Source organism: Pseudoalteromonas sp. NFXS53 (genome assembly GCF_056629255.1).
In genome coordinates, this window is sequence record NZ_JBWVBR010000002.1 from 1 (window position 1) to 21,326 (window position 21,326).

Sequence of the window (21,326 nt, forward strand, 5' to 3'; positions counted from 1 at the left end):
GGTCATGATGGACTTGAACCATCGACCAATGGATTAAAAGTCCACTGCTCTACCAACTGAGCTAATGACCCGCTCGGATATCAAAACTTAATAAGTGGTGGGTCATGATGGACTTGAACCATCGACCAATGGATTAAAAGTCCACTGCTCTACCAACTGAGCTAATGACCCACTTAGTGCAACAAGTGATTTGAATCAATCGCCTGCTGCGGGCGCTTATAATACTTATTTAAAAAATGAGTGCAACTGAAATGCGTAGTTTTTTTCAGTTTTTACGTCTAAGCGCCTAATTTTAAACCATACTGGCAAAATATTATGCCATTACATCTTACCAAGACGTTCTGTGGCCAATTTTGCAGCAGTCGTACTTGGGTATTCTTTAATTAGAGTATTTAACAACTCTTTGGCTTTTTCAAAGTTGTTTTCTTTTTGGAAGATAATACCTAACTTTAATAAAGCATCAGGACGTTTATTTGAATTCGGATAATTACTCACAACATCTTGGAAATGAATTCGCGCTTGTGCGTCGTTATTCTTGATGGAAAATAATTGTCCTAACCAATAGTGTGCATTTGGCATATATACAGAATTAGGGAAAGCGGTTAAAAAGTTTTGTAATTCTGGAATAGCTGCATCATAACGTTTGTCCTTCATGATCAAAGCAACTGCTCTGTCATAGGCTTCGTTTTCTGATAAATCGCTGCTGATCGCTTGTGAGCTATCAACAACGACATCTGAAGATGTCGTCGCACTTGATTGTTCATAAACTTTAGACACACGATTTTCAATTTCTTGATACAGCTCTCGTTGTCTTTGTAACACTTTTTCAAGTTTATAACTTTGCTCTTCTGTCACACCTCTTACTTGAGATACTTCATCTTGCAGCAAATTAAGTTGCTGCTGGAGTTCGACTTGCAACAAGTTACGCGTTTTCATCATGCTTTCAAGCTGAGCTAAACGCTGTTCTATTGTTTGGGTTGAATTTGCAGCCTCAGATACAGGAGCGGGAGCAGCCCATACATGGGTGCTCCCGCTCATCATTATGGCTGCCAAAATATATTTCGGCTTCATAATCACTCTTTCAAATTAGTAAACTAAAACCGCACGACGGTTTTTAGCAAAAGCTTCTTCAGTGCGAGACTTAACCATTGGCTTCTCTTCACCGTAGCTCACTACAGAGATTTGGCTGTCAGAAACACCTAGGCTTTGTAGGTATTTAGCAACTGACTTACCACGGCTCTCACCTAGTGCAATGTTGTACTCAGGCGTACCACGCTCATCAGCATGACCTTCGATTAGTACTTTAACACTTGGGTTTTTTACTAAGAAATCAGCGTGAGCCTGAAGTAGCTCAGCATACTGACCACGAATACTTGATTTATCGAAGTCGAAGTATACGATTTGCTCTTGACGAAGCGCTACATATTTCTGTTGTAGTTTCTCAGCTGCAGCTTGCTCTGGTGTTAAAGTGTTAACTTCTACATTGCTACCAGATTGTGATGCGTTAGCACCATTGTTTTGATTTGCAGCACTTTCGTCAACGCTTGAAGATGAGCTACATGCTGCAAGTGTCATTACTGGTAAAGCGACCAATAAAGCTTTTAAGGTTTTGTTAAGTTGCATCGAGTATATTCCTATATCAAAAATTCATACCAGTAAAACTACTGTAAAAAAGGTGACCATGCTGGTGCCTTAACCTGTCCATCAGTAACAGGTAGACGTGCTTTGAATCTGCCGTCCATCGAAACCAGAGCTAATACCTGCTTGTTATTGTACAAGGTACTATACATAATCATAGAGCCATTCGGCGCAATACTTGGTGACTCGTCTAAACGAGTACGCGTTAGCACCTGGAATAACCCTGAATTTAATTCTTTTTTCGCAATATGGTACTTTCCTAATGTTCTATTCACCATAACAAGTTGCTTGCCATCTGGTGTAATTGAACCCGCTAAGTTCATATCGCCATCAAAGGTAGCACGCTTAGATCTACCAGTTTGTAAATTTAACTTATATATCTGAGCATTACCACCCCTTTCCGATGTATAGACAATTTCTTTGCCATTCGGGTGCCAAGACGGTTCAGTATCTATACTTCTGTGCTTTGTTAAGCGCGTTTCTTTTCGCGTTTTTAAGTCTAATAGGTAAACCTCAGTTGCACCACCTGCGTCTTTAGAAAGAACAATAAGTAACTTTGTCCCGTCAGGAGAAAACTGTGGCGCACCATTTATACCCGGATAGCTGGTTATGATATCTCGCTTACCTGTATAAAGGTCTTGCATAACGATTTGAGATTGGCGGTTTTCAAAAGTCACATAAGCCAATTTAGTACCATCTGGAGACCAAGCTGGTGACATTAATGGCTCATTTGAGCGAAGCAATACTTGCTCGTTATAGCCGTCATAATCCGCTACAACGAGTTGGTACGGCTTATCTGTGTTTTCTCGCACAATGACATAAGCAATTTTAGTTCTAAACGCCCCTTTTTCACCTGTTAGTGATTCATAAACTACATCACTGATTTGGTGCGCGTAGCTTCTAAAACCAGCTTCATTAATGATCGACTGACGAGATTCTTGAATATGATCCTGACTTTTCATTAACTGACCATTAGTCATCATACGCGTTTCACCACCAGTGATTTGCGCTCTGATCACATCAATTAGCTCATACTTAACCAAGTAACGACCACCCGGTTGTTGAGTGATAGAACCGACTAAAACTGCTTCAACGCCCTTAGATACCCATGCATCGTAGTCAATGTCTTCATCTGTAGAAGGCATTTGCGGCAAATCAGCAAATGAAAGAGGTTTAAATTTACCACTACGTGTTAAGTCAGCGGCAATAACATCGCTTAATTGCATAGGTAACTCACCTACGCCTTCGAATTTAAACGGAACGATGGCAATAGGTCTTGCACTGTCTACCCCTTCGGTAATGACAATTTCAAGAGCCGCAAAAGCATAATTTTGAATAGATAAAACTAAGCAAACTAATAATACTTTGAATCGCTTGAGCATAGTTTTCCTTATAGTTCTGGTTTAATTGTTAAGTTGATGTTCTTGAGTTGTTCAAACACATCTTTATCTTTGGAAACAGGTAAAGTATCCGCTAAACGAATAGCTCTAAGTGCAGCATCACAAACAAGCTTGTCTCCCCCTAGAGGTTTTACACTTGTTACTAAGCCATTAAAAGCAAGTCGAATATTTACGCGACACTCTTTGCCTCTCATCGCTTCATCGGTCAATAAATTTGACTGAATGCGTTGAGAAATTAGCGCCTGGAATTTTTCAACTTCGCCCATCACTTGCTGCTTTCTTAGTTTGTTACGAGCAGCTTGCTCTTGTGCTAATTGCTCTTGCAGTAGCTGTTCTTCAAGTGCTTTCAAACGTGCTTTTTCAGCTTCTTCTGCTCTGCGCTTTTCATCTTCTTCACGTTTTTTACGTGCAATTTTAGCTTTCCGTAACGCATCTTCTTCGGCTTTTCGCTTATCAGAAGCAGCCTTAGCGGCTTTTTCTGCTGCGAGCTTTTCAGCGCGCGCTTTTTCAGCATCTGCTCTTTGCTTCTCTTCAATCTTTTTGGCTTTCTTTGCTTGAGCTTCAGCTTTACGCTTTTCTTCTAGCTTAGCCAACCTTTGTTGCTCCAATTTTTTTATTCGACGCGCTTCAGCTTCTCTTTCTTTTCTGGCTTGTTGCGCACGCTTTTCGAGATCTCTGATACGCTTTTCTTCAGCACGTTTCTTACTGTCTTCTTGCTGCTTAAGTTCAGCAATTTTTTGCTCTACAAGTTTCTGGTCAACCGATACAGCAGAGACAACTTTTTCATCTTGCTCCTCAACAACGGGATTTAGCTGAACCTGCATAACTGTAGGTGTAGGCATTTCAAAATTTGCCGTAGCAAACAAAAAGCCACCTAATGCAATATGAAGTAGAAACGATTTAACAAATCCACTGGTTAATGATTCCATGACTACTCCTCAAAAGACTTAGTCATTAACCCTACTGACGGCACGCCTGCATTCTTCAAGAAATCCATTAGTAAGAGCACTTCTTGATAAGACACACGACCCGAGCCTTTTATTAAAACTGGGGTTTCAGGATTTTGCTGAAGTTTAAGTTTGATAACAGCAGCAACCTCAACTGCATCCATCGGCGCCTCAGGATCAGTGCCTACACTCACGTAATAGCGCCCCTCGGCATCAATGCTGGCTATGATAGGTAGTGCTTCTTTTGTTTCTACCAAATCAGACTCTGACATCTTAGGCAAGTCAACTTTTACACCATGAGTAATCAGTGGTGCTGTCGCCATAAAAATAATAAGCAATACCAACATAACATCGATGTACGGCACCACGTTTATTTCTGCAACCGGACGTCGTTTTTTACGTAAGTACATATTACTTGGCCTCTACCGAATTTGCAGCTTGGCGATGAAGAATATTCGCAAACTCTTCCATAAAGTTAATGTAATGACTTTCAAGCTTTTCTACGTTCTTTGCAAAACGGTTATACGCCATAACAGCAGGAATCGCAGCGAATAAACCAATGGCTGTTGCGATAAGTGCTTCAGCAATACCTGGTGCAACCATTTGTAGTGTTGCTTGCTGCACTTCACCCAATGCAATAAAGGCATTCATAATACCCCACACAGTACCGAATAAGCCGATGTAAGGGCTAATTGAACCTACTGTTGCCAAAAATGAAAGACTTGATTCTAATTTCTCCACTTCTCTTGAAAGTGCCACGCGCATTGAGCGATGCGTACCCTCGATAACAAGGCCAGTGCCTTGATTCGAACTTTTCTTTTGTCTAGCAAATTCTTTAAAGCCAGACACAAATAATGCTTCTAAACCTGCAGGGCTACCTGTGCGTGCACTGATTTCATTGTATAACTTACTGAGCTCCATACCTGACCAAAATTTTTGTTCGAACTTTTTAGTATCGTGCATGGCTTTTGAAATTATTGACTTACGCTGAAAAATAATTGCCCAAGAAGCTATCGACATACCCACTAACGTCAACATAACCAGTTGAACCAATAAACTTGCTTTTAATATAAGATCAACGAAATTTAGACCCGATTCCACGTTGTTATACTCCTAAAATAGTTGTGTTTGGGCATTCAGCGCCATCAGCTTATTCATCGACAATGCCACAAGCCAATAGTTCATTTAGTTTACCCAGACATTGCAGCCCTGACAATCTGATTACTACGAATTGAAGTGATTTAACGACAAACTGTTTAAATAGCATCCTTATCTTACTAACCCACTGGTTTCCTTTCTCAAATTTGATGCTTAGTGTTCAAAAAACACTTTAGAATTTACCTTTATTTTGTCATCAAAGTTTTAATTGAGCGTAAGTAATAGTTATCCAGCCGAAATAAAAGCTCAATAATAAAAACAGTAAAATGAATAGACGCTTATTTATGAGAAGATAGTGCATAAACCGCAGTACTTATTCAAAATCATTGAATAAACCATCAAAAAACCATTGGTAATACCAATTTCCAACAATTAAACTAATTACAAAAAGCTTGTTCAAATTATAGCTTGATGATTTAAATCAATAACATAGAGAATTAAAGTTAAAGTTAAACTAGAGTCCAGAGCAAATAAAACCTTTATCGCATTAGATTTTTTTATCTGAAATCTATAAATTTTCTAGTTTGATAACAAATCATAGAACTCGTATTATATCTCCCGTTCCAGTAAGACAACTTACCGAAACAGTTTTTAGCAATATGATTCCTGATTTGTCCTATTGCTTAGTTAGATACAACTTTATGTATTTAATGTTCCCTTATTACTTCCTTCAACTTGTTGTTTTGCCCGCTTTTTTAGCGGGCTTTTTTTTGCCCATTTTTTATTGAAGTAAAATTCAGACAAAAAAAAGCCCGAACATCAGTTCGAGCTCTTGGTATTGAGTAATTAAGATTAAGCTCCTTCGCTTTCATCTCTATATTTGTCAGCAGTTTCTTTAATTAACGGCTGTAACTCACCCTTTTGGAACATTTCTAGAATAATGTCACAACCACCGATTAGCTCACCTTCAACCCAAAGCTGAGGGAAAGTCGGCCAGTTCGCATAGTGAGGTAACTCAGCACGAATATCAGGGTTTAAAAGAATATCAACATAAGCAAACTGCTCACCACAAGCCATTAGTGCCTGAGATGCTTGTGAAGAAAAACCACAGTTAGGCAGTTTAGGTGAGCCTTTCATATATAAAATGATTGGGTTTTCAGAAATTTGTTGCTTAATTTTATCAATGGTTTCCATTTATTAACCTCTATGTGACGATGCGTAGCCATGAAAAATCGAATTCATTGCGTGATAAAACACGCATTTTTGGCAAATAAAACAAATAGTCTCTAACTACGCCATTGCTGTTTGCCTAAACTTGAGTAAAATACTCAGGAATTATAGTATCACTATAAAGTTAATTCGTATAGAAATCTGGACTTCAGTAGTCTATGTTTCAATCGCAATTAGCAAAATACATAACAAATGGAGATAACCATGGCTTTTGAACTACCGTCATTACCTTATGCAATCGATGCGCTAGAACCACATATTTCTAAAGAAACTTTAGAATTTCACCACGGTAAGCACCACAACACTTATGTAGTGAAATTAAATGGTTTAGTTGAAGGTACTGACTTTGCAGAGAAAACTCTTGAAGAAGTAGTATGTAGCTCTGAAGGCGGCGTTTTCAATAACGCAGCACAAATCTGGAACCACACTTTCTACTGGCACAGCCTTGCACCAAATGCAGGTGGCGAGCCAACTGGTAAAGTTGCTGAACTAATTAATGCGAAATGGGGCTCATTCGCAGCATTCCAAGAAGCTTTCAACGATAAAGCAGTAAACAACTTCGGTTCAAGCTGGACTTGGTTAGTACAACTAGCTGACGGTTCACTAGACATCGTAAATACTTCAAATGCAGCGACTCCACTAACAGAGGAAGGTGTAACGCCTATCCTAACTGTTGACCTTTGGGAACACGCTTATTATATCGATTACCGCAATGTTCGTCCTGAATATCTAAAAGGTTTCTGGGCACTAGTTAACTGGGAATTTGCTAACAGCAACCTAGCTTAACATCTGTTTCATTGCAAATAATTGAATAAAGGCGTCTACGGGCGCCTTTTTTATATTTCCGTCTTTACCATTCATCAATTAAATATCTGGATTTTTTAGGCAATTTCCTAATTTCATGTCTAAGCTTTAAATATACCTTTTACTATTAAATAGTTTCTTATTCTAAGCTCACACAGGTTATTTGGAGGTCGTTATGACAATATTCGAACATTATCAAGCCAGATATGAAGCTTCCCAAGAAGAAGAATATTCAATCGCTGAATTTCTAGAAATCTGTAAGAACGATAAATCGGCGTATGCAAGTGCGGCAGAACGATTACTCATGGCTATTGGTGAGCCTGAGATGGTTGATACTTCTACAGATGCAAGATTGAGCCGATTGTTTTCAAACCGTGTAATTGCTCGCTACCCAGCTTTTAGCGAATTTTATGGTATGGAAGAAGCCATTGAACAAATCGTTTCATATTTAAAACATGCTGCGCAAGGTTTAGAAGAGTGTAAACAAGTACTTTATCTTCTCGGCCCGGTTGGTGGTGGTAAATCGTCGATTGCAGAAAAACTGAAATATCTAATGCAGCAAGTCCCTATTTACGCCATCAAAGGGTCTCCAGTTAACGACCACCCCCTTTCTTTGTTTAACCCTGTCGAAGATGCAAACTTACTAGAGAAAGAATATGGTATTAAGCCTCGCTATTTAAAAACAATCATGTCTCCTTGGGCGACTAAGCGATTACATGAGTTTGGTGGAGACATTACCCAATTCAAAGTTGTTAAACGCTATCCGTCTATTTTAGATCAGGTTGCAATTGCAAAAACTGAACCTGGTGATGAAAACAACCAAGATATCTCCGCATTAGTGGGGAAAGTAGATATTAGAAAACTTGAACATTACGCACAAAATGATCCAGATGCTTATGCATATTCAGGCTCACTGTGTTTGGCAAACCAAGGTCTTATGGAGTTTGTTGAAATGTTCAAAGCACCAATTAAAGTGCTTCACCCCCTATTAACCGCAACCCAAGAAGGTAACTACAACGGTACAGAAGGCATTTCAGCGCTTCCATACAACGGAATGATATTAGCGCACTCGAATGAGTCTGAATGGCAAAGTTTTAAAAACAATAAAAACAATGAGGCATTCTTAGATCGTGTATATATTGTAAAAGTGCCGTATTGCTTGAGAGTGTCTGAAGAAGTCAAAATTTATCAAAAGTTATTAGATAATAGCGAACTCTCTTCAGCGCCATGTGCACCAGGTACTTTAGAAACCCTTGCAAAATTCGTGTCGCTCTCCAGATTACAGGAGCCTGAAAACTCCAGCATTTATTCTAAAATGCGAGTGTATGATGGTGAAAGCTTAAAAGACACAGATCCTAAAGCTAAGTCCTACCAAGAATATCGCGATTATGCAGGCGTCGATGAAGGTATGACGGGCTTATCTACTCGCTTTGCATTCAAAATTCTATCTCGCGTGTTTAATTTCGATCATGCCGAGGTTGCGGCCAACCCAGTTCATTTATTCTATGTACTAGAACAACAAATTGAGCGTGAGCAATTTAATGCTGAAGTACAAGAACGTTACTTAAGCCACCTAAAAGGATACTTAATTCCTCAGTATGTGGAGTTTATTGGCAAAGAGTTACAAACCGCATACTTGGAATCTTACTCAGAATACGGCCAAAACATCTTCGACCGCTATGTTACTTATGCTGACTTCTGGATCCAAGATCAAGAATACCGTGATCCTGATACAGGCCAGCTATTCGATAGAGCGGCTTTAAATGCAGAACTTGAGAAAATAGAGAAACCTGCTGGCATTTCTAATCCGAAAGATTTTAGAAATGAAATAGTTAACTTTGTCCTCAGAGCGAGAGCGCATCACAACGGAGAGAATCCTGTTTGGACTAGTTATGAAAAGTTACGCACTGTCATAGAGAAGAAAATGTTCTCGAATACTGAAGATCTTCTACCTGTGATTTCATTCAACGCTAAAACGTCTGCTGAAGATCAGAAGAAACACGAAGACTTCGTCAATCGTATGGTTGAAAAAGGTTACACCGAGAAGCAAGTTCGCTTGTTATCAGAATGGTATTTAAGAGTTAGAAAGTCTCAGTAAAGCGTGAGTTCTTGGAGGGTGATTTATGGCACATTTTATAGACCGTCGCCTGAATGGGAAGAATAAAAGTACGTTGAATCGTCAGCGCTTCATCAGACGGTATAAAAAGCAAATAAAAGAAGCTGTATCAGATGCTATCAATAAGAGAAGTGTCACCGATATAAGCAGTGGTGAAAGCATTTCAATACCACAACGTGATATCAGTGAGCCTATTTTTCACCAAGGAAAAGGGGGAGATCGTGACATGATCCACCCTGGTAATGATCAATTTAGTACTGGCGATAAAATACAACGCCCACCTTCAGGTCAAGGAGGTGGTGGCGGTGAAGGTGAAGCCAGTGATCAAGGTGAAGGTCAAGATGACTTTGTTTTTTCAATCTCAAAAGATGAGTACCTCGATCTTTTGTTTGAAGACTTAGAACTACCTAACCTTCAACAAAGTCAACTTGATAAATTAGTGCAAATGAAAACCCACAGAGCAGGGTTTTGTAACGATGGTATGCCAAGCAATTTAGATATTGTTCGTTCCTTGCAAGGTTCATTATCAAGAAGAGTTGCAATGTCTGCTGGAAAAAAACGTCGATTAAAAGAGGCTGAAGAAGAGCTTGAGGCATTATTAAATGAAAGCGTGCCTCCAGAGCATCAAATTAATAATCTTAAGTTAGAAATAGAAGAGCTTAAACGTAAGATCGCAGCTGTACCTTTTATAGATAATTACGACCTACGTTTTCGTAATTACGAAAAACGCCCTCACCCAACAAGCAAGGCAGTTATGTTTTGCTTAATGGATGTCTCTGGTTCAATGGATCAGGCTACAAAGGATATGGCAAAGCGATTTTATATTTTACTTTATCAATTTCTAACTCGTACCTATAAAGATATTGAAGTCGTTTATATTAGGCATCATACCCAAGCAAAAGAAGTCGATGAACAAGAGTTTTTTTACTCTCAAGAAACTGGCGGTACCATTGTCTCTAGTGCACTTAAACTCATGGATGAAATAGTAAAAGAGCGTTATTCACAAGGTGATTGGAATATCTATGCAGCACAGGCTTCTGACGGTGATAACTGGGCTGATGACTCGCCACACTGTACAGATATTCTTACCAATAAACTGCTGAAAACGGTTCGCTACTACGCGTATATAGAAATAACAACACGTGCTCACCAAAGCCTGTGGCGTGAATATCAAGGCATTGCGCAAACGAACAGTAATTTTGCCATGCAGCATATTCGAAGTGTTGAAGATATATATCCAATCTTCAGAGAGTTATTTAAAAAGAACCAAAAACAACATCAAGGCGCTGCTTAGTCTTAAGGAGGGGTTATGACATATAATCCGATCAACGATGGTCCTGACTGGACATTTGAACTACTTGAAGAGTACCAAGCTGAAATTGCTCGTGTAGCTGAGTTTTACCGCTTAGACACGTACCCAAATCAAATTGAAGTTATTACGGCTGAGCAAATGATGGACGCATACTCAAGTGTTGGTATGCCCATCGGTTATAGTCATTGGTCTTACGGTAAAAAGTTTATTCAAACTGAACAAAATTATCGGCGTGGTCAAATGGGTCTAGCGTATGAGATTGTTATTAACTCTAACCCGTGCATTGCCTATTTAATGGAAGAGAATACTTTGCCCATGCAAGCGCTGGTAATGGCGCATGCATGTTACGGACATAACTCTTTTTTCAAAGGCAACTACTTATTTAAGACCTGGACTGATGCATCTTCTATCATAGATTATCTACTATTCGCCAAAAATTACATTTCTGAGTGCGAACAAAAATATGGTATTGATGAAGTAGAAAACCTAATTGACTCGTGCCATGCATTGATGAATTACGGTGTTGATAGATATAAACGACCCCAACAGATTTCAATGTATGAAGAACAGAAACGTCAAAAGGAGCGAGAAGATTACTTACAATCTCAGGTAAATGAGCTGTGGCGTACAATACCTAAAAACCAACAAGAACAAACGATAGATCAGCCACGATTCCCTTCTGAGCCACAAGAGAATATTCTTTATTTTATTGAGAAAAATGCGCCATTACTGGAATCATGGCAACGGGAAGTAATCAGAATAGTCCGAAAAATATCGCAATATTTTTATCCGCAAAAACAAACTCAGGTGATGAATGAGGGATGGGCAACATTCTGGCATTACACCATTCTGAACCACTTATATGATGAGGGAAAATTATCTGACGCATTTATGCTAGAGTTTTTGCAAAGTCACACTAATGTTGTTTTTCAACCGCCTTACAACAGTAAATTCTACTCCGGTATAAACCCCTATGCGCTTGGTTTTAATATGATGACAGATATTAGACGTATTTGTGAAAACCCAACCGAAGAAGATAAGCGTTGGTTTCCGGAATTTGCTGGTGCAGATTGGCTTGATACGCTGCATTTTGCCATGCAAAACTTTAAAGATGAAAGTTTTATTAGTCAGTTTTTATCCCCGAAGCTGATCAGAGATTTCAAACTCTTTACCATTATCGACAAACAAAAAGCGCCACATTTAGAAGTTGGTGCTATTCATAATGAAGAAGGTTACCAAAAGGTTCGTTCTGCACTCTCAGCACAGTACAATTTGAGTAATCATGAGCCCAACATACAAGTCTATAACGTGGATGTAAGAGGTGATAGATCTCTCACACTTCGCTACGTGCCACAAAATGGTATTCCACTTCATGATTCAAAAGCAGAAGTAATTAAACACCTTTATAGGCTTTGGGGTTTTACTGTTCGACTTGAACAAGTGAATGAGTCGGACATAGTTGAAACAATTGCACAATGTCCTAAGGATGAAGATGCTAAAAAAGTAAGCTGAACTTAGTCAGCTTACTCTTTCATATCTTTACTAAAACAGGCGACACGATTACGCCCTGTTTCTTTAGCGTGGTATAAAGCAATATCAGCCGCTTCAATCCATTCTTCATGTTTTTGAAAATCGCTTGAAAAAGTTGCGACTCCAATGCTGACAGTGACTTTGATTACTTTATCATCATAAAAAATGGAAGATTTTTCGATTAGAGAACGAAGCCTATCTGCAAACACCACAGCCCCCTCTTGAGGAGTATCGACTAAAGTAACAGCAAACTCTTCGCCACCATAACGACCAGCAGTATCCGATTCTCTTAACGTTTTCTTTAGCAGATCAGAGATATGTCTAATTGCTTCATCACCACCACCATGACCGTACTCATCATTGATTTTCTTAAAGAAATCAATGTCGAACATTAACAAGCTACTGGCGCCTTGGCTTCTTTGTAATCTTAGAAACTCTTTTTTAAGTTGATCTTCCCAGAAACCTCTATTTGATAGCTTAGTTAAGCTATCTGTACGGCTCATTTTTTCAAGCTGACGGTTAGCAAGCTCAAGGTCTTGCTTGTTCACCGCTTCATCCGTCACATCGTATATTATTAGGCAAATGTGGCTAACTTCACCTGTAAGTGTAGTCAGTGGTATTATGGTTGAGTTCTGATACATGTGATCAGCTTTACCTGTGATCGGGCGGTAATTTTTAAACCTAAAAATATAAGGTTGCTGCTCCCAAATAGTAAAGGAGCGATTTTTTAAAACAAAAACTGGCTCAGTTTTACTTCTGAACCATTTCTCATCAAGGCTCGGAAATAAATCAAAAATATCTTTGTCTTTTACCGCACTCGGTAATAGCCCTGAATGGTTTTCCATGAAGCCATTCCAAACACAGACCTGATAATTTCTGTCTAACACAACTAGACCTACGTCAACGGTGTTGAACATATCCATCAGCCAGTGAACTTCATTCATGTCAAAATCTGCAGCAGGCATACGATTATTCTTCTAGTAAATAAGCAACTTTGTATTTGAGGGTTTTAATTGAATCCTCAGTAAATAACAGCATCAGATCACATTTAATATCGTGATCTTCAATACCGTAGCTAATTTCAATCGCTAATGTTCTTTGCCAGCGACCTTTATTAGCTTTAACCAGATCTGACACTTCACAATGTTGACCCAATACAACCGGGTGCCCTTGACTAAATGGCATATCTAGCTGGCGAGACAATCCTGATAAAATAGCACCAATTAATATGTTGCTAATATCCATCAAAAGCTCTAACTCAACTTTATTATTTAATTCACCTGAGTAATTCATCAAGGAAGCGATTTCTTTGAAGCTAGAGTCATTTAATAATAACAAAGCTTCACCTGACACACCGCCGCCGATAAACCCCTGACAAACGCCAGATGTCGATGCATTAGCATCAATGGCTTGAAGGGCCATGTGAAGCTCGCTCACTTCCAACACGTTAACATTTGGTATTGGTAATTCAACAAACACATTTAGTAATCGTGCAAGTAAATCACCTGCTTGGCCCATTGCTACATTAGTTAATTCTTGATAGATGTCTCGTAATTCGGAATCGACTTGTTCACCTAACTTATGAACTAAGCTTTCACGGATTGCTCTATCCCTGATACCATGTTGCTCAATAATTTCAATAAGCTTTTCTTTATCACAGGGTTTACGAATAAAATCAATTGCACCTAAAGACATCACACGTTCATGGGCATTTGGTTGAATATCACCTGAAACAACTACGGTTAAAACATTTAAGTTTTGCTCATTGATGGCTTGCAGGACTTCATAGCCATCCATATGAGGCATATTAAGATCTAAGAAAAGTATTTCAGGAGAGAATTGTTTGATTTTTTCTAAACAATCTAAACCGTGCTCTGCAAATTCAACTTTGATATCCCAGTCTTCTGGTAACGAACGGGCCAATTGCCGACGCGCAAGTTTGGAATCATCACAAATTAATACCAATGTTGACATAAAAGCTCTCTTCACTGTTGAACTACAAGTTACCGTAATTCTCTTTTGATTATAATTATTTGAAGTGCAGAACGATTGCAAATGTTAATAAATTTGGCTTAGATTTACAACGCAATTATTCTTAGTAACATATCATTTGATTATAAGTATAATACAGTTGAAACAATTAAGTTAACCCAATAAGGAATACTTTATGCTGAAAAAAATCCTACTGGCATTGAGTTTAGCTTCATCAGCCACTCTTGCTCTAGAAATTGAAGAGAATCAAATCGATAAAGGCAAAGTATTTGCGCAAGGTAAAGAGGTTACTTTGTTGGGTAAAGGTGTAACAGTTGGGCAACAAGCGCCAAATTTCAAGGTGGTTGATGCTCAGTTTAAAGCAGTTACATTAAATGATTTTTCAGGCAAAGCGGTATTAATAAGTATAGTACCTAGCCTTGATACCGGCGTATGTAGTTTACAAACGAAATTCTTTAATCAGGAAGTCGCAGACAAATACAACAACATAGCAATGCTCACCATCAGTGCAGACCTACCATTCGCGCAGAAACGCTTCTGTACAGTTGAAGGTATAAATAACATCCAAACGCTATCCGACTCAGTTTGGCGAGATTTCGGTAAGCAATATGGGCTTTATATTAAGGACATGGGCCTGTTGAGCAGGGCTATTCTGGTTTTAGACAAAGAGCACAAAGTAACATATAAACAACTCGTGTCGAATCTTGCCACAGAACCAAATTACGAAGAAGTTATCTCGCACCTCAATGAATTGTCGGGCAAAACAACAGAGCCCAAAGCTGACACTGAATAACAATAAAAAAGCCGCTAATGCGGCTTTTTTTACTGGCTAATAACCTAGGAAATTAACCTAATAATTCACCTAGCTGAGCGCTTACCGCTTCTACAGCCTGTGTACCATCTAAACGGTGGTACTGAGTGTTACCCTGCTCTGCTTCTGCTTGGTAGTAATCAACCAGTGGCTTTGTTTGATCGTGGTAGATACCTAAACGCTTACGCACTGTTTCTTCAACGTCATCATCACGAATGATAAGGTCTTCACCCGTTACGTCATCTTTACCTTCCACTTTAGGTGGATTGTAAACTACGTGGTAAACACGGCCAGAACCAGGGTGAACACGACGACCGCCCATACGCTCAACGATGATCTCATCAGCAACGTCAAACTCAATAACGTGGTCAATAGCAATGCCATTTTCTTTCATTGCATCCGCTTGAGGAATTGTGCGTGGGAAACCATCTAGTAAGAAACCATTTTCGCAATCAGCTTTAGCAATACGCTCTTTCACTAGACCGATGATGATTTCATCAGAAACTAGCTGACCTGCGTCCATTACTTTTTTAGCTTCAAGACCCAGAGGCGTGCCCTCTTTGATTGCAGCACGTAGCATATCACCAGTTGAGATCTGTGGGATGCCGTATTTGTCCATTAAAAATTGAGCTTGAGTGCCTTTACCTGCACCCGGCGCGCCTAGAAGGATGATGCGCATAGTGTGTTCCTCTTATTCGGGAGTTTATTTGAAGTTGTTGGGATTTTTTCACAAGCTGCATGTTATCTCAAGCAACTTATACTAATTGCTGATTAACTGCACAAAAAAAGGGGCCAAAGTGATACTTTGGCCCCTTTAATATTCAAAAAGCGGTTACTTACTTAAATCAAGCATTAGCTTATTAAGTTTCGCTACGAATGCAGCAGGATCTTTTAAGCTTCCACGTTCTGCTAACAAGGCTTGATCTAGTAATACATCAGACCATTGTGCAAATTTATCTTCATCTTGCTCAACGTTTAAGTGTTTCACAAGTTGATGCTCAGGGTTTAGTTCAAAGATTGGCTTCGCTTCTGGTACTGCTTGACCTACTGACTCCATCAGCTTTTGCATTTGAGAACTCATGTCATTGTCATCAACAACCACACACGCCGGAGAATCAGTTAAACGGTGCGTGAAACGTACTTCTTTTACTTTCTCGCCTAGTACTGTTTTAATGCGCTCAACTAAGCCTTCAACTTCTTTTTCGCTTTCTTCTTGCGCTTTCTTTGTTTCTTCGTCGTCTAAGTCGCCTAGGTCTAAGTCACCACGAGTAATTGATGCAAACTGCTTTTCGTTGAATTCAGTTAAGTGACTCATCATCCACTCATCAACGCGATCTGCCATTAGTAGTACTTCGATGCCTTTCTTGCGGAAGATTTCTAAATGAGGAGAGCTCTTCGCCGCTTCAAAGCTATCTGCAACAACATAGTAAATCTTATCTTGGCCTTCTTTCATACGCTCAATATATTGCTCTAAAGACACATTTTCAGTGCTTTCGTCTGTATGCGTTGAGCTGAAACGAAGTAGTTTCGCAATGGCTTCTTTATTAGAGATATCTTCAGCAGGACCTTCTTTTAATACCTTACCGAATTCATTCCAGAATGTTTGATACTCTTCTGGTTTATTCTTGCCCATGCGGTCAAGCATCTTAAGTACTCTAGATGTACAACCTTTGCGGATCGCTTGAGTGATCTTATTATCTTGAAGAATCTCACGTGATACGTTTAGTGGTAAATCGTTTGAATCTAGTAGACCTTTCACAAAACGAAGATAGCTTGGCATAAACTGCTCTGCATCATCCATAATGAATACGCGCTGTACGTAAAGCTTCAAACCACTTTGACGGTCACGGTTCCATAAATCGAATGGTGCTTTTTTAGGAATATAAAGCAGGCTCGTATACTCAGTCTTACCTTCTACTTTGTTGTGTGCCCAAGTTAGAGGCTCTTCCCAATCATGGCCTACGTGCTTATAAAATTCTTTGTATTCTTCATCAGAAACTTCTGATTTGTCACGTGTCCAAAGCGCTGTCGCACGGTTGATTGCTTCCCATTCGCCTGGTTGAGCTGGGATTTTCTCACCGTCTGGGCCTTCAGATTCTTCAACAGGTTGCTTATACATTTCAACTGGAATTGAAATATGATCTGAATACTTAGTTACAATGCTGCGTAAGCGGTACTCTTCTAAAAATTCTGTTTCATCTTCGCGTAAATGAAGGATAATCTCTGTACCGCGCGATGCTTTTTCAACTTCAGCCAGTGTGAATTCACCTTCACCTTTTGAATGCCACTCTACAGCTTTTTCTTCACCTGCTTTACGTGTCACAACCGTTACCGCATCAGCAACAATAAATGCTGAATAGAAACCAACACCAAACTGACCGATTAATTGTGAATCTTTGGCTTGGTCACCAGATAAGTTTTGGAAAAATTCTGCAGTACCAGATTTTGCAATCGTACCCAGTGAGTTAATCACTTCTTCGCGGGTCATACCAATGCCGTTATCTGAGATAGTCACAGTTTTTGCGTCTTTATCTGCACTAATACGAACGCGTAAGTTTGCATCACCCTCGTACAGGTCACCGTTTTGCAGCGCTAAAAAGCGAAGCTTGTCAGCTGCATCCGATGCGTTTGAAACCAATTCACGTAAAAAGATCTCTTTATTTGAATATAAAGAGTGGATCATTAGGTTTAGTAATTGTTTGACTTCTGTTTGAAAGCCTAATGTTTCTTTTTGAGCTGTGGTCATCTTTATCTCCGATTAAACCAGTATTTGCACAGTGTTATGAGGTATATGGGGCGAGGAATAATAACTTCAAGAGGAAATTTGAAATTTTTTGCGCTGCAAAGACGCCAGCGCAAAAAAAAAGAATGTTTAGTTTTGAACTTGGGGTTTCCAGCTATCAGACCACGCATTGAACAATGCTTTTACAAGCGATGCCATTGGGATTGCAAAAAACACCCCCCAAAAGCCCCACAAACCGCCAAAGAATAGCACTGCGACAATAATAAATACTGGGTTGAGGTCTACCGCTTCAGAGAATAAAAGCGGGACTAATACATTACCGTCTAAGGCTTGAATGATCCCATACACAATTAAAATGGTCCAAAATTGCGTATCTAATCCGAATTGGAACATGGCCACCGCCGCAACCGGAATAGTCACTAACGCAGCGCCTACAAATGGAATAAGCACAGAAAAACCAACCAGCGCTCCCAGTAGCGCCGCATAGCGCAAATCTAAAATCCAGAACGCGACAAATGTGGCAGTACCAATAATTAGAATTTCTAGCACCTTACCACGAATGTAATTCATGATCTGATGATCCATTTCATGCCAAACTTGCTGGATAAGCCTTCTATCTTTGGGCACCAATACAGACATACTCTTAGTGAGTACTTCTTTGTCTTTTAACATAAAGAAAACCAATAATGGCACTAAGATTAAATAAATCATCCAAGCGACAATATCTTTAATGGAGGTTAAGGAGAACGATAAGATTACTTGCCCTGCTTCAAGAATTTTATTCTCAGTACTAGCAACTAATGCTTTTACTTGTTCACCTGAGATAAGCGTGGGGTATTGTTCTGGAAGATGTAAAAGTAAGTCTTTACCCTCTTCTAACATCACTGGTGCTTCTTGTAATAAATTACTCAACTGTTGCCATAATACCGGGATAAGTCCCAATGCCATGGTCAGCAACACGCCAGAAAAAAGTAAAATAATAAAACTTGTCGCTAACACACGGCTTTTTATCACATTTTCAATTTTAGCGACTGGCCACTCTAATAAATATGCAATAACCAAAGCCACCAACACAGGAAGAATATATGGGCCAAATAAATAGAGCGAAACAGCAAGCCCCAACACAATAAACAAAAGCGTGACAGAATTAGGATCAGAAAATTTATTCTTGTACCACTTTGAAACAAGTTCAAACATATTAAAGGATCACCTCTATATAAGGATAAGGTTTAGCATCATGATGCTGAGTGTAGCTAAACTTTTTTGCTTCTAAAAAAGCTAGAATGTCATTTATCAGCTGCTTTTGTTCATAAATAAAACATACAGATTGTTTATTCACTTGTGCTTGCTTTAACTGAAGTTTAAATTGCACAAATAATTGTGGGCACTGATAAGTACTTAAATCAATTGTTAAACACATAACCGCTTTACCAAATTTTACCCATAACAGTGTAACATTAAAAAATTACACATAACCATCTACAAAGTAGATAGCTCAGCCACAATCGTTTATTCTATAAATAGTTTTACTTTTTTTACGCGTATTTATGGCAAGAGTTAACAACAAAGCAAAGTTACCTGATAACCCAACACTTAAAGACATCAACTGGTATAAGAAACAACTTAACTGGGGTGAATTACCACCTTTCTATCATTTAGTTGCTTCTTCTGTCAGCGAAAGTGATGGGCTCTTCCAACATGGGTTTGATAATGCTGTTACACGCCTAGTTGACAAGCGTAACTGGAATTTAGCACTACTAGACGGCTATGAAGACGATAACGGCAACATCTTTTGTGACAATAGGCCGAAAATAGCCATAGACCAAGTTTTTACTGACCGAGGTTTTGAATTATGGGCACTTCCATACGCAAAAGATAAACCCTTAGAAACTGATATGTTAATTAAGGATAATAAGTTTCTAGAATTCAATACTTGGGACCCTCACTCAATGAAGACATTACTACGCTTCAATCAACTACATAAATTTATTGCTTTTTATTTTGAACGTGGTGATGTAGCTGACAAAGCCCTTATTCTTCATTCTCACAAGGTAGTACATAAAATTATTACTTATCTAAAAAAAGAAATGAACGTTGTTAAGGTCAAAGGGGTCTCAATAAAAGAATTCTATCAACTGTGCGAAAAAGACAGCCGTATGTGTAGCGATGAGATTGACTTAGCTCAGATCATGCTCGGACTTAACGGCAATAAGGAATAACATGCTCAAAAGCTTATTGCTGAGTGGTTTGCTCAGCACTATGCTACTATTTTCAAGTAGTTCAAACGCCCAAACAGACTTTAAACTTCCCGATTTAGGCTCATCAGCTTTAGAAGTACTCCCCATAGATAAAGAAAAAGCCTTGGGTAGAGTCATGATGATGCAGATCAGAGGCGGGTCACCGCTCGTCCAAGACCCTGTTTTAGATGAATACATATCTTCTCTTGGCAATAAGCTGGTTGCAAATGCAAACAATGTGCGCTTTCCTTTCACATTCTTTATGATCAACAATCAAGCTATCAATGCTTTTGCTTTTTATGGGGGCCATGTCGGTATTCATACCGGTTTAATTGCGCAATCAGATAACGAAAGTCAGCTTGCCTCTGTGCTAGGTCACGAAATAGCTCATGTTACTCAGAGACACCTAGCCAGACGTTTACAACATCAAAAAGATAACTCAGCAATGACTGTCGCAGGTATTGTGACCGGTATACTTGCAACGATAATTGCGCCTGATGCAGGCATGGCAATCCTATCGGCTAGTACTACTCAGGCGGGCTTAAGTCAATTGTCTCACAGTCGAAAAGCTGAGCAAGAAGCAGATCGCTTTGGGATGCAAACCTTATATAACGCAGGATTCGATCCCTCTCAAGCTGGTGCCTTTTTAACAAAATTGTCAAACCAAGTACGTTTTCAAACCAAACCGCCTGCATTTTTACTGACTCACCCTCTCCCTGACTCTCGGGTATCTGATGTGAGATTAAGAGCGCAACAATATCAACCAAGGCAACTTCAACCAAGCCAAGACTTTAATTTAGCTAAAAGTCGTGTCATTGCGAGGTATCAATTAGATAGCAAAGATGCTCAAGCTTTTTTTGAGAATGAAATCCGTAAATCAACTTCGCTAGATAAAAGACATCTCGAATATGGCCTTGCCATCAGCTTATTGGACCAAAAACAAGCTAAAGAAGCTGAAAAAATACTGCGACCTCTACTTAACGATGAGCCTAACAACTTATTTTATTTAGATGTTTATACAGATATTCTGATTAGCCGTGGGCAATCAGAACAAGCGGTAGAAGTATTAACCAAACATAATAATTTACGACCAAATAATCAGGTGTTGGCTTTAAATTATGCAAATTCAGCAATAAAAGCAAAGCAGTATGATATTGCTGAGCAAACCCTAAAATTATTTTTACTCGATGAGCCAGAGCACTTACTTGCCAAAGAATTGCTCGCTGATCTCTACAAGAATAATGGCGATCAGGCTGCCTATTACGAAGCCAAAGCAAGTGTGCTCGCTTCTTACGGTGCTTTTCTCAAAGCTGCTGATGAGATACAACGTGCACTAAATCATGTTGATACTTTAGAAACCGTCAAGAAAACCAGACTCAAAGCGCTTTTGAAGCAATATAGACAGATGCAGAAAGAGCTTGCCAAACTTTAAGTCTTTGCCTCGTTCACTTAAAATACGCAAAATTTA

General features: G+C 39.2%; 20 protein-coding genes and 1 tRNA gene. 7 read left to right on the forward strand and 14 right to left on the reverse strand.

The window, feature by feature from the left end:
• Nucleotides 1-95: 95 nt before the first annotated feature.
• From AC1HJP_RS02790 to AC1HJP_RS02825, 8 genes are all read right to left on the reverse strand, one after another.
• A tRNA-Lys gene (locus AC1HJP_RS02790) sits at nt 96-171 on the reverse strand.
• Between the two features lie 150 nt (nt 172-321).
• Nucleotides 322-1,071: a tol-pal system protein YbgF gene (gene ybgF / locus AC1HJP_RS02795; protein WP_480360262.1), complete on the reverse strand. Its 750-nt coding sequence runs from the start codon at nt 1,069-1,071 to the stop codon at nt 322-324.
• A gap of 15 nt (nt 1,072-1,086) precedes the next feature.
• Complete coding sequence (gene pal / locus AC1HJP_RS02800; protein WP_480360263.1) at nt 1,087-1,623, reverse strand: peptidoglycan-associated lipoprotein Pal; 537 nt, start codon at nt 1,621-1,623, stop codon at nt 1,087-1,089.
• 38 nt (nt 1,624-1,661) lie between these two features.
• Entirely contained in the window at nt 1,662-3,020 is a 1,359-nt protein-coding gene (gene tolB, locus AC1HJP_RS02805; RefSeq protein ID WP_480360264.1) for a Tol-Pal system beta propeller repeat protein TolB, read from the reverse strand.
• A gap of 8 nt (nt 3,021-3,028) precedes the next feature.
• Nucleotides 3,029-3,967, reverse strand: a complete 939-nt coding sequence (gene tolA, locus AC1HJP_RS02810) for a cell envelope integrity protein TolA (protein WP_480360265.1) — start codon at nt 3,965-3,967, stop codon at nt 3,029-3,031.
• 2 nt (nt 3,968-3,969) lie between these two features.
• Entirely contained in the window at nt 3,970-4,395 is a 426-nt protein-coding gene (gene tolR, locus AC1HJP_RS02815) for a protein TolR (protein WP_480360267.1), read from the reverse strand.
• A gap of 1 nt (nt 4,396) precedes the next feature.
• The gene (gene tolQ / locus AC1HJP_RS02820) at nt 4,397-5,086 is read right to left on the reverse strand and encodes a protein TolQ (protein ID WP_480360268.1); all 690 of its coding nucleotides are present in this window, start codon (nt 5,084-5,086) and stop codon (nt 4,397-4,399) included.
• Between the two features lie 849 nt (nt 5,087-5,935).
• The gene (locus AC1HJP_RS02825) at nt 5,936-6,277 is read right to left on the reverse strand and encodes a Grx4 family monothiol glutaredoxin (protein ID WP_480360269.1); all 342 of its coding nucleotides are present in this window, start codon (nt 6,275-6,277) and stop codon (nt 5,936-5,938) included.
• A 240-nt stretch (nt 6,278-6,517) separates the two neighbouring features.
• Between AC1HJP_RS02825 and AC1HJP_RS02830 the strand changes: the two genes are divergently transcribed.
• The 4 genes from AC1HJP_RS02830 (at nt 6,518) to AC1HJP_RS02845 (ending at nt 12,057) form a co-directional block, all read left to right on the forward strand.
• On the forward strand, nt 6,518-7,099 hold the full coding sequence (locus AC1HJP_RS02830) for a Fe-Mn family superoxide dismutase (protein WP_349286137.1): 582 nt from the start codon (nt 6,518-6,520) through the stop codon (nt 7,097-7,099).
• A gap of 193 nt (nt 7,100-7,292) precedes the next feature.
• Nucleotides 7,293-9,215, forward strand: coding sequence for a PrkA family serine protein kinase (locus AC1HJP_RS02835; protein ID WP_421962835.1), 1,923 nt, complete (start codon nt 7,293-7,295; stop codon nt 9,213-9,215).
• 25 nt (nt 9,216-9,240) lie between these two features.
• Nucleotides 9,241-10,527, forward strand: coding sequence for a YeaH/YhbH family protein (locus tag AC1HJP_RS02840; RefSeq protein WP_480360271.1), 1,287 nt, complete (start codon nt 9,241-9,243; stop codon nt 10,525-10,527).
• Nucleotides 10,528-10,542: 15 nt separating this feature from the next.
• Nucleotides 10,543-12,057, forward strand: coding sequence for a SpoVR family protein (locus tag AC1HJP_RS02845; RefSeq protein ID WP_480360272.1), 1,515 nt, complete (start codon nt 10,543-10,545; stop codon nt 12,055-12,057).
• Between the two features lie 11 nt (nt 12,058-12,068).
• Here the strand turns inward: AC1HJP_RS02845 and AC1HJP_RS02850 are convergent, their stop codons facing one another.
• Nucleotides 12,069-13,040 (reverse strand): GGDEF domain-containing protein, encoded by a 972-nt coding sequence (locus tag AC1HJP_RS02850; protein ID WP_480360273.1) that lies wholly within the window; start codon nt 13,038-13,040, stop codon nt 12,069-12,071.
• Between the two features lie 4 nt (nt 13,041-13,044).
• Nucleotides 13,045-14,049 carry a response regulator gene (locus AC1HJP_RS02855; protein ID WP_404390134.1) on the reverse strand — a complete coding sequence of 335 codons (1,005 nt, stop codon included), beginning with the start codon at nt 14,047-14,049 and terminating at the stop codon, nt 13,045-13,047.
• Between the two features lie 193 nt (nt 14,050-14,242).
• Between AC1HJP_RS02855 and tpx the strand changes: the two genes are divergently transcribed.
• Entirely contained in the window at nt 14,243-14,860 is a 618-nt protein-coding gene (tpx, locus tag AC1HJP_RS02860; protein ID WP_480360274.1) for a thiol peroxidase, read from the forward strand.
• A 52-nt stretch (nt 14,861-14,912) separates the two neighbouring features.
• Here the strand turns inward: tpx and adk are convergent, their stop codons facing one another.
• From adk to AC1HJP_RS02880, 4 genes are all read right to left on the reverse strand, one after another.
• Nucleotides 14,913-15,557: an adenylate kinase gene (gene adk, locus AC1HJP_RS02865; RefSeq protein WP_058030092.1), complete on the reverse strand. Its 645-nt coding sequence runs from the start codon at nt 15,555-15,557 to the stop codon at nt 14,913-14,915.
• A gap of 153 nt (nt 15,558-15,710) precedes the next feature.
• A complete protein-coding gene (gene htpG / locus AC1HJP_RS02870) occupies nt 15,711-17,624 on the reverse strand; it encodes a molecular chaperone HtpG (RefSeq protein ID WP_480360275.1) in 1,914 nt (637 codons plus the stop codon).
• A 126-nt stretch (nt 17,625-17,750) separates the two neighbouring features.
• Entirely contained in the window at nt 17,751-18,818 is a 1,068-nt protein-coding gene (locus AC1HJP_RS02875) for an AI-2E family transporter (RefSeq protein WP_480360276.1), read from the reverse strand.
• Nucleotide 18,819: 1 nt separating this feature from the next.
• Nucleotides 18,820-19,041, reverse strand: a complete 222-nt coding sequence (locus AC1HJP_RS02880; RefSeq protein WP_480360278.1) for a hypothetical protein — start codon at nt 19,039-19,041, stop codon at nt 18,820-18,822.
• A gap of 127 nt (nt 19,042-19,168) precedes the next feature.
• Between AC1HJP_RS02880 and AC1HJP_RS02885 the strand changes: the two genes are divergently transcribed.
• A complete protein-coding gene (locus AC1HJP_RS02885; protein WP_480360280.1) occupies nt 19,169-19,840 on the forward strand; it encodes a hypothetical protein in 672 nt (223 codons plus the stop codon).
• 1 nt (nt 19,841) lies between these two features.
• Nucleotides 19,842-21,290 carry a beta-barrel assembly-enhancing protease gene (bepA, locus tag AC1HJP_RS02890; RefSeq protein WP_480360281.1) on the forward strand — a complete coding sequence of 483 codons (1,449 nt, stop codon included), beginning with the start codon at nt 19,842-19,844 and terminating at the stop codon, nt 21,288-21,290.
• Nucleotides 21,291-21,326 lie beyond the last annotated feature (36 nt).

Coding starts and splice junctions, on each gene's coding strand:
- ybgF (WP_480360262.1), bottom strand. CDS start 1,071: ATGAAGCCGAAATATATTTTGGCAGCCATAATGATGAGCGGGAGCACC.
- pal (WP_480360263.1), bottom strand. CDS start 1,623: ATGCAACTTAACAAAACCTTAAAAGCTTTATTGGTCGCTTTACCAGTA.
- tolB (WP_480360264.1), bottom strand. CDS start 3,020: ATGCTCAAGCGATTCAAAGTATTATTAGTTTGCTTAGTTTTATCTATT.
- tolA (WP_480360265.1), bottom strand. CDS start 3,967: ATGGAATCATTAACCAGTGGATTTGTTAAATCGTTTCTACTTCATATT.
- tolR (WP_480360267.1), bottom strand. CDS start 4,395: ATGTACTTACGTAAAAAACGACGTCCGGTTGCAGAAATAAACGTGGTG.
- AC1HJP_RS02825 (WP_480360269.1), bottom strand. CDS start 6,277: ATGGAAACCATTGATAAAATTAAGCAACAAATTTCTGAAAACCCAATC.
- AC1HJP_RS02830 (WP_349286137.1), top strand. CDS start 6,518: ATGGCTTTTGAACTACCGTCATTACCTTATGCAATCGATGCGCTAGAA.
- AC1HJP_RS02835 (WP_421962835.1), top strand. CDS start 7,293: ATGACAATATTCGAACATTATCAAGCCAGATATGAAGCTTCCCAAGAA.
- AC1HJP_RS02840 (WP_480360271.1), top strand. CDS start 9,241: ATGGCACATTTTATAGACCGTCGCCTGAATGGGAAGAATAAAAGTACG.
- AC1HJP_RS02845 (WP_480360272.1), top strand. CDS start 10,543: ATGACATATAATCCGATCAACGATGGTCCTGACTGGACATTTGAACTA.
- AC1HJP_RS02850 (WP_480360273.1), bottom strand. CDS start 13,040: ATGCCTGCTGCAGATTTTGACATGAATGAAGTTCACTGGCTGATGGAT.
- AC1HJP_RS02855 (WP_404390134.1), bottom strand. CDS start 14,049: ATGTCAACATTGGTATTAATTTGTGATGATTCCAAACTTGCGCGTCGG.
- tpx (WP_480360274.1), top strand. CDS start 14,243: ATGCTGAAAAAAATCCTACTGGCATTGAGTTTAGCTTCATCAGCCACT.
- adk (WP_058030092.1), bottom strand. CDS start 15,557: ATGCGCATCATCCTTCTAGGCGCGCCGGGTGCAGGTAAAGGCACTCAA.
- htpG (WP_480360275.1), bottom strand. CDS start 17,624: ATGACCACAGCTCAAAAAGAAACATTAGGCTTTCAAACAGAAGTCAAA.
- AC1HJP_RS02875 (WP_480360276.1), bottom strand. CDS start 18,818: ATGTTTGAACTTGTTTCAAAGTGGTACAAGAATAAATTTTCTGATCCT.
- AC1HJP_RS02880 (WP_480360278.1), bottom strand. CDS start 19,041: ATGTGTTTAACAATTGATTTAAGTACTTATCAGTGCCCACAATTATTT.
- AC1HJP_RS02885 (WP_480360280.1), top strand. CDS start 19,169: ATGGCAAGAGTTAACAACAAAGCAAAGTTACCTGATAACCCAACACTT.
- bepA (WP_480360281.1), top strand. CDS start 19,842: ATGCTCAAAAGCTTATTGCTGAGTGGTTTGCTCAGCACTATGCTACTA.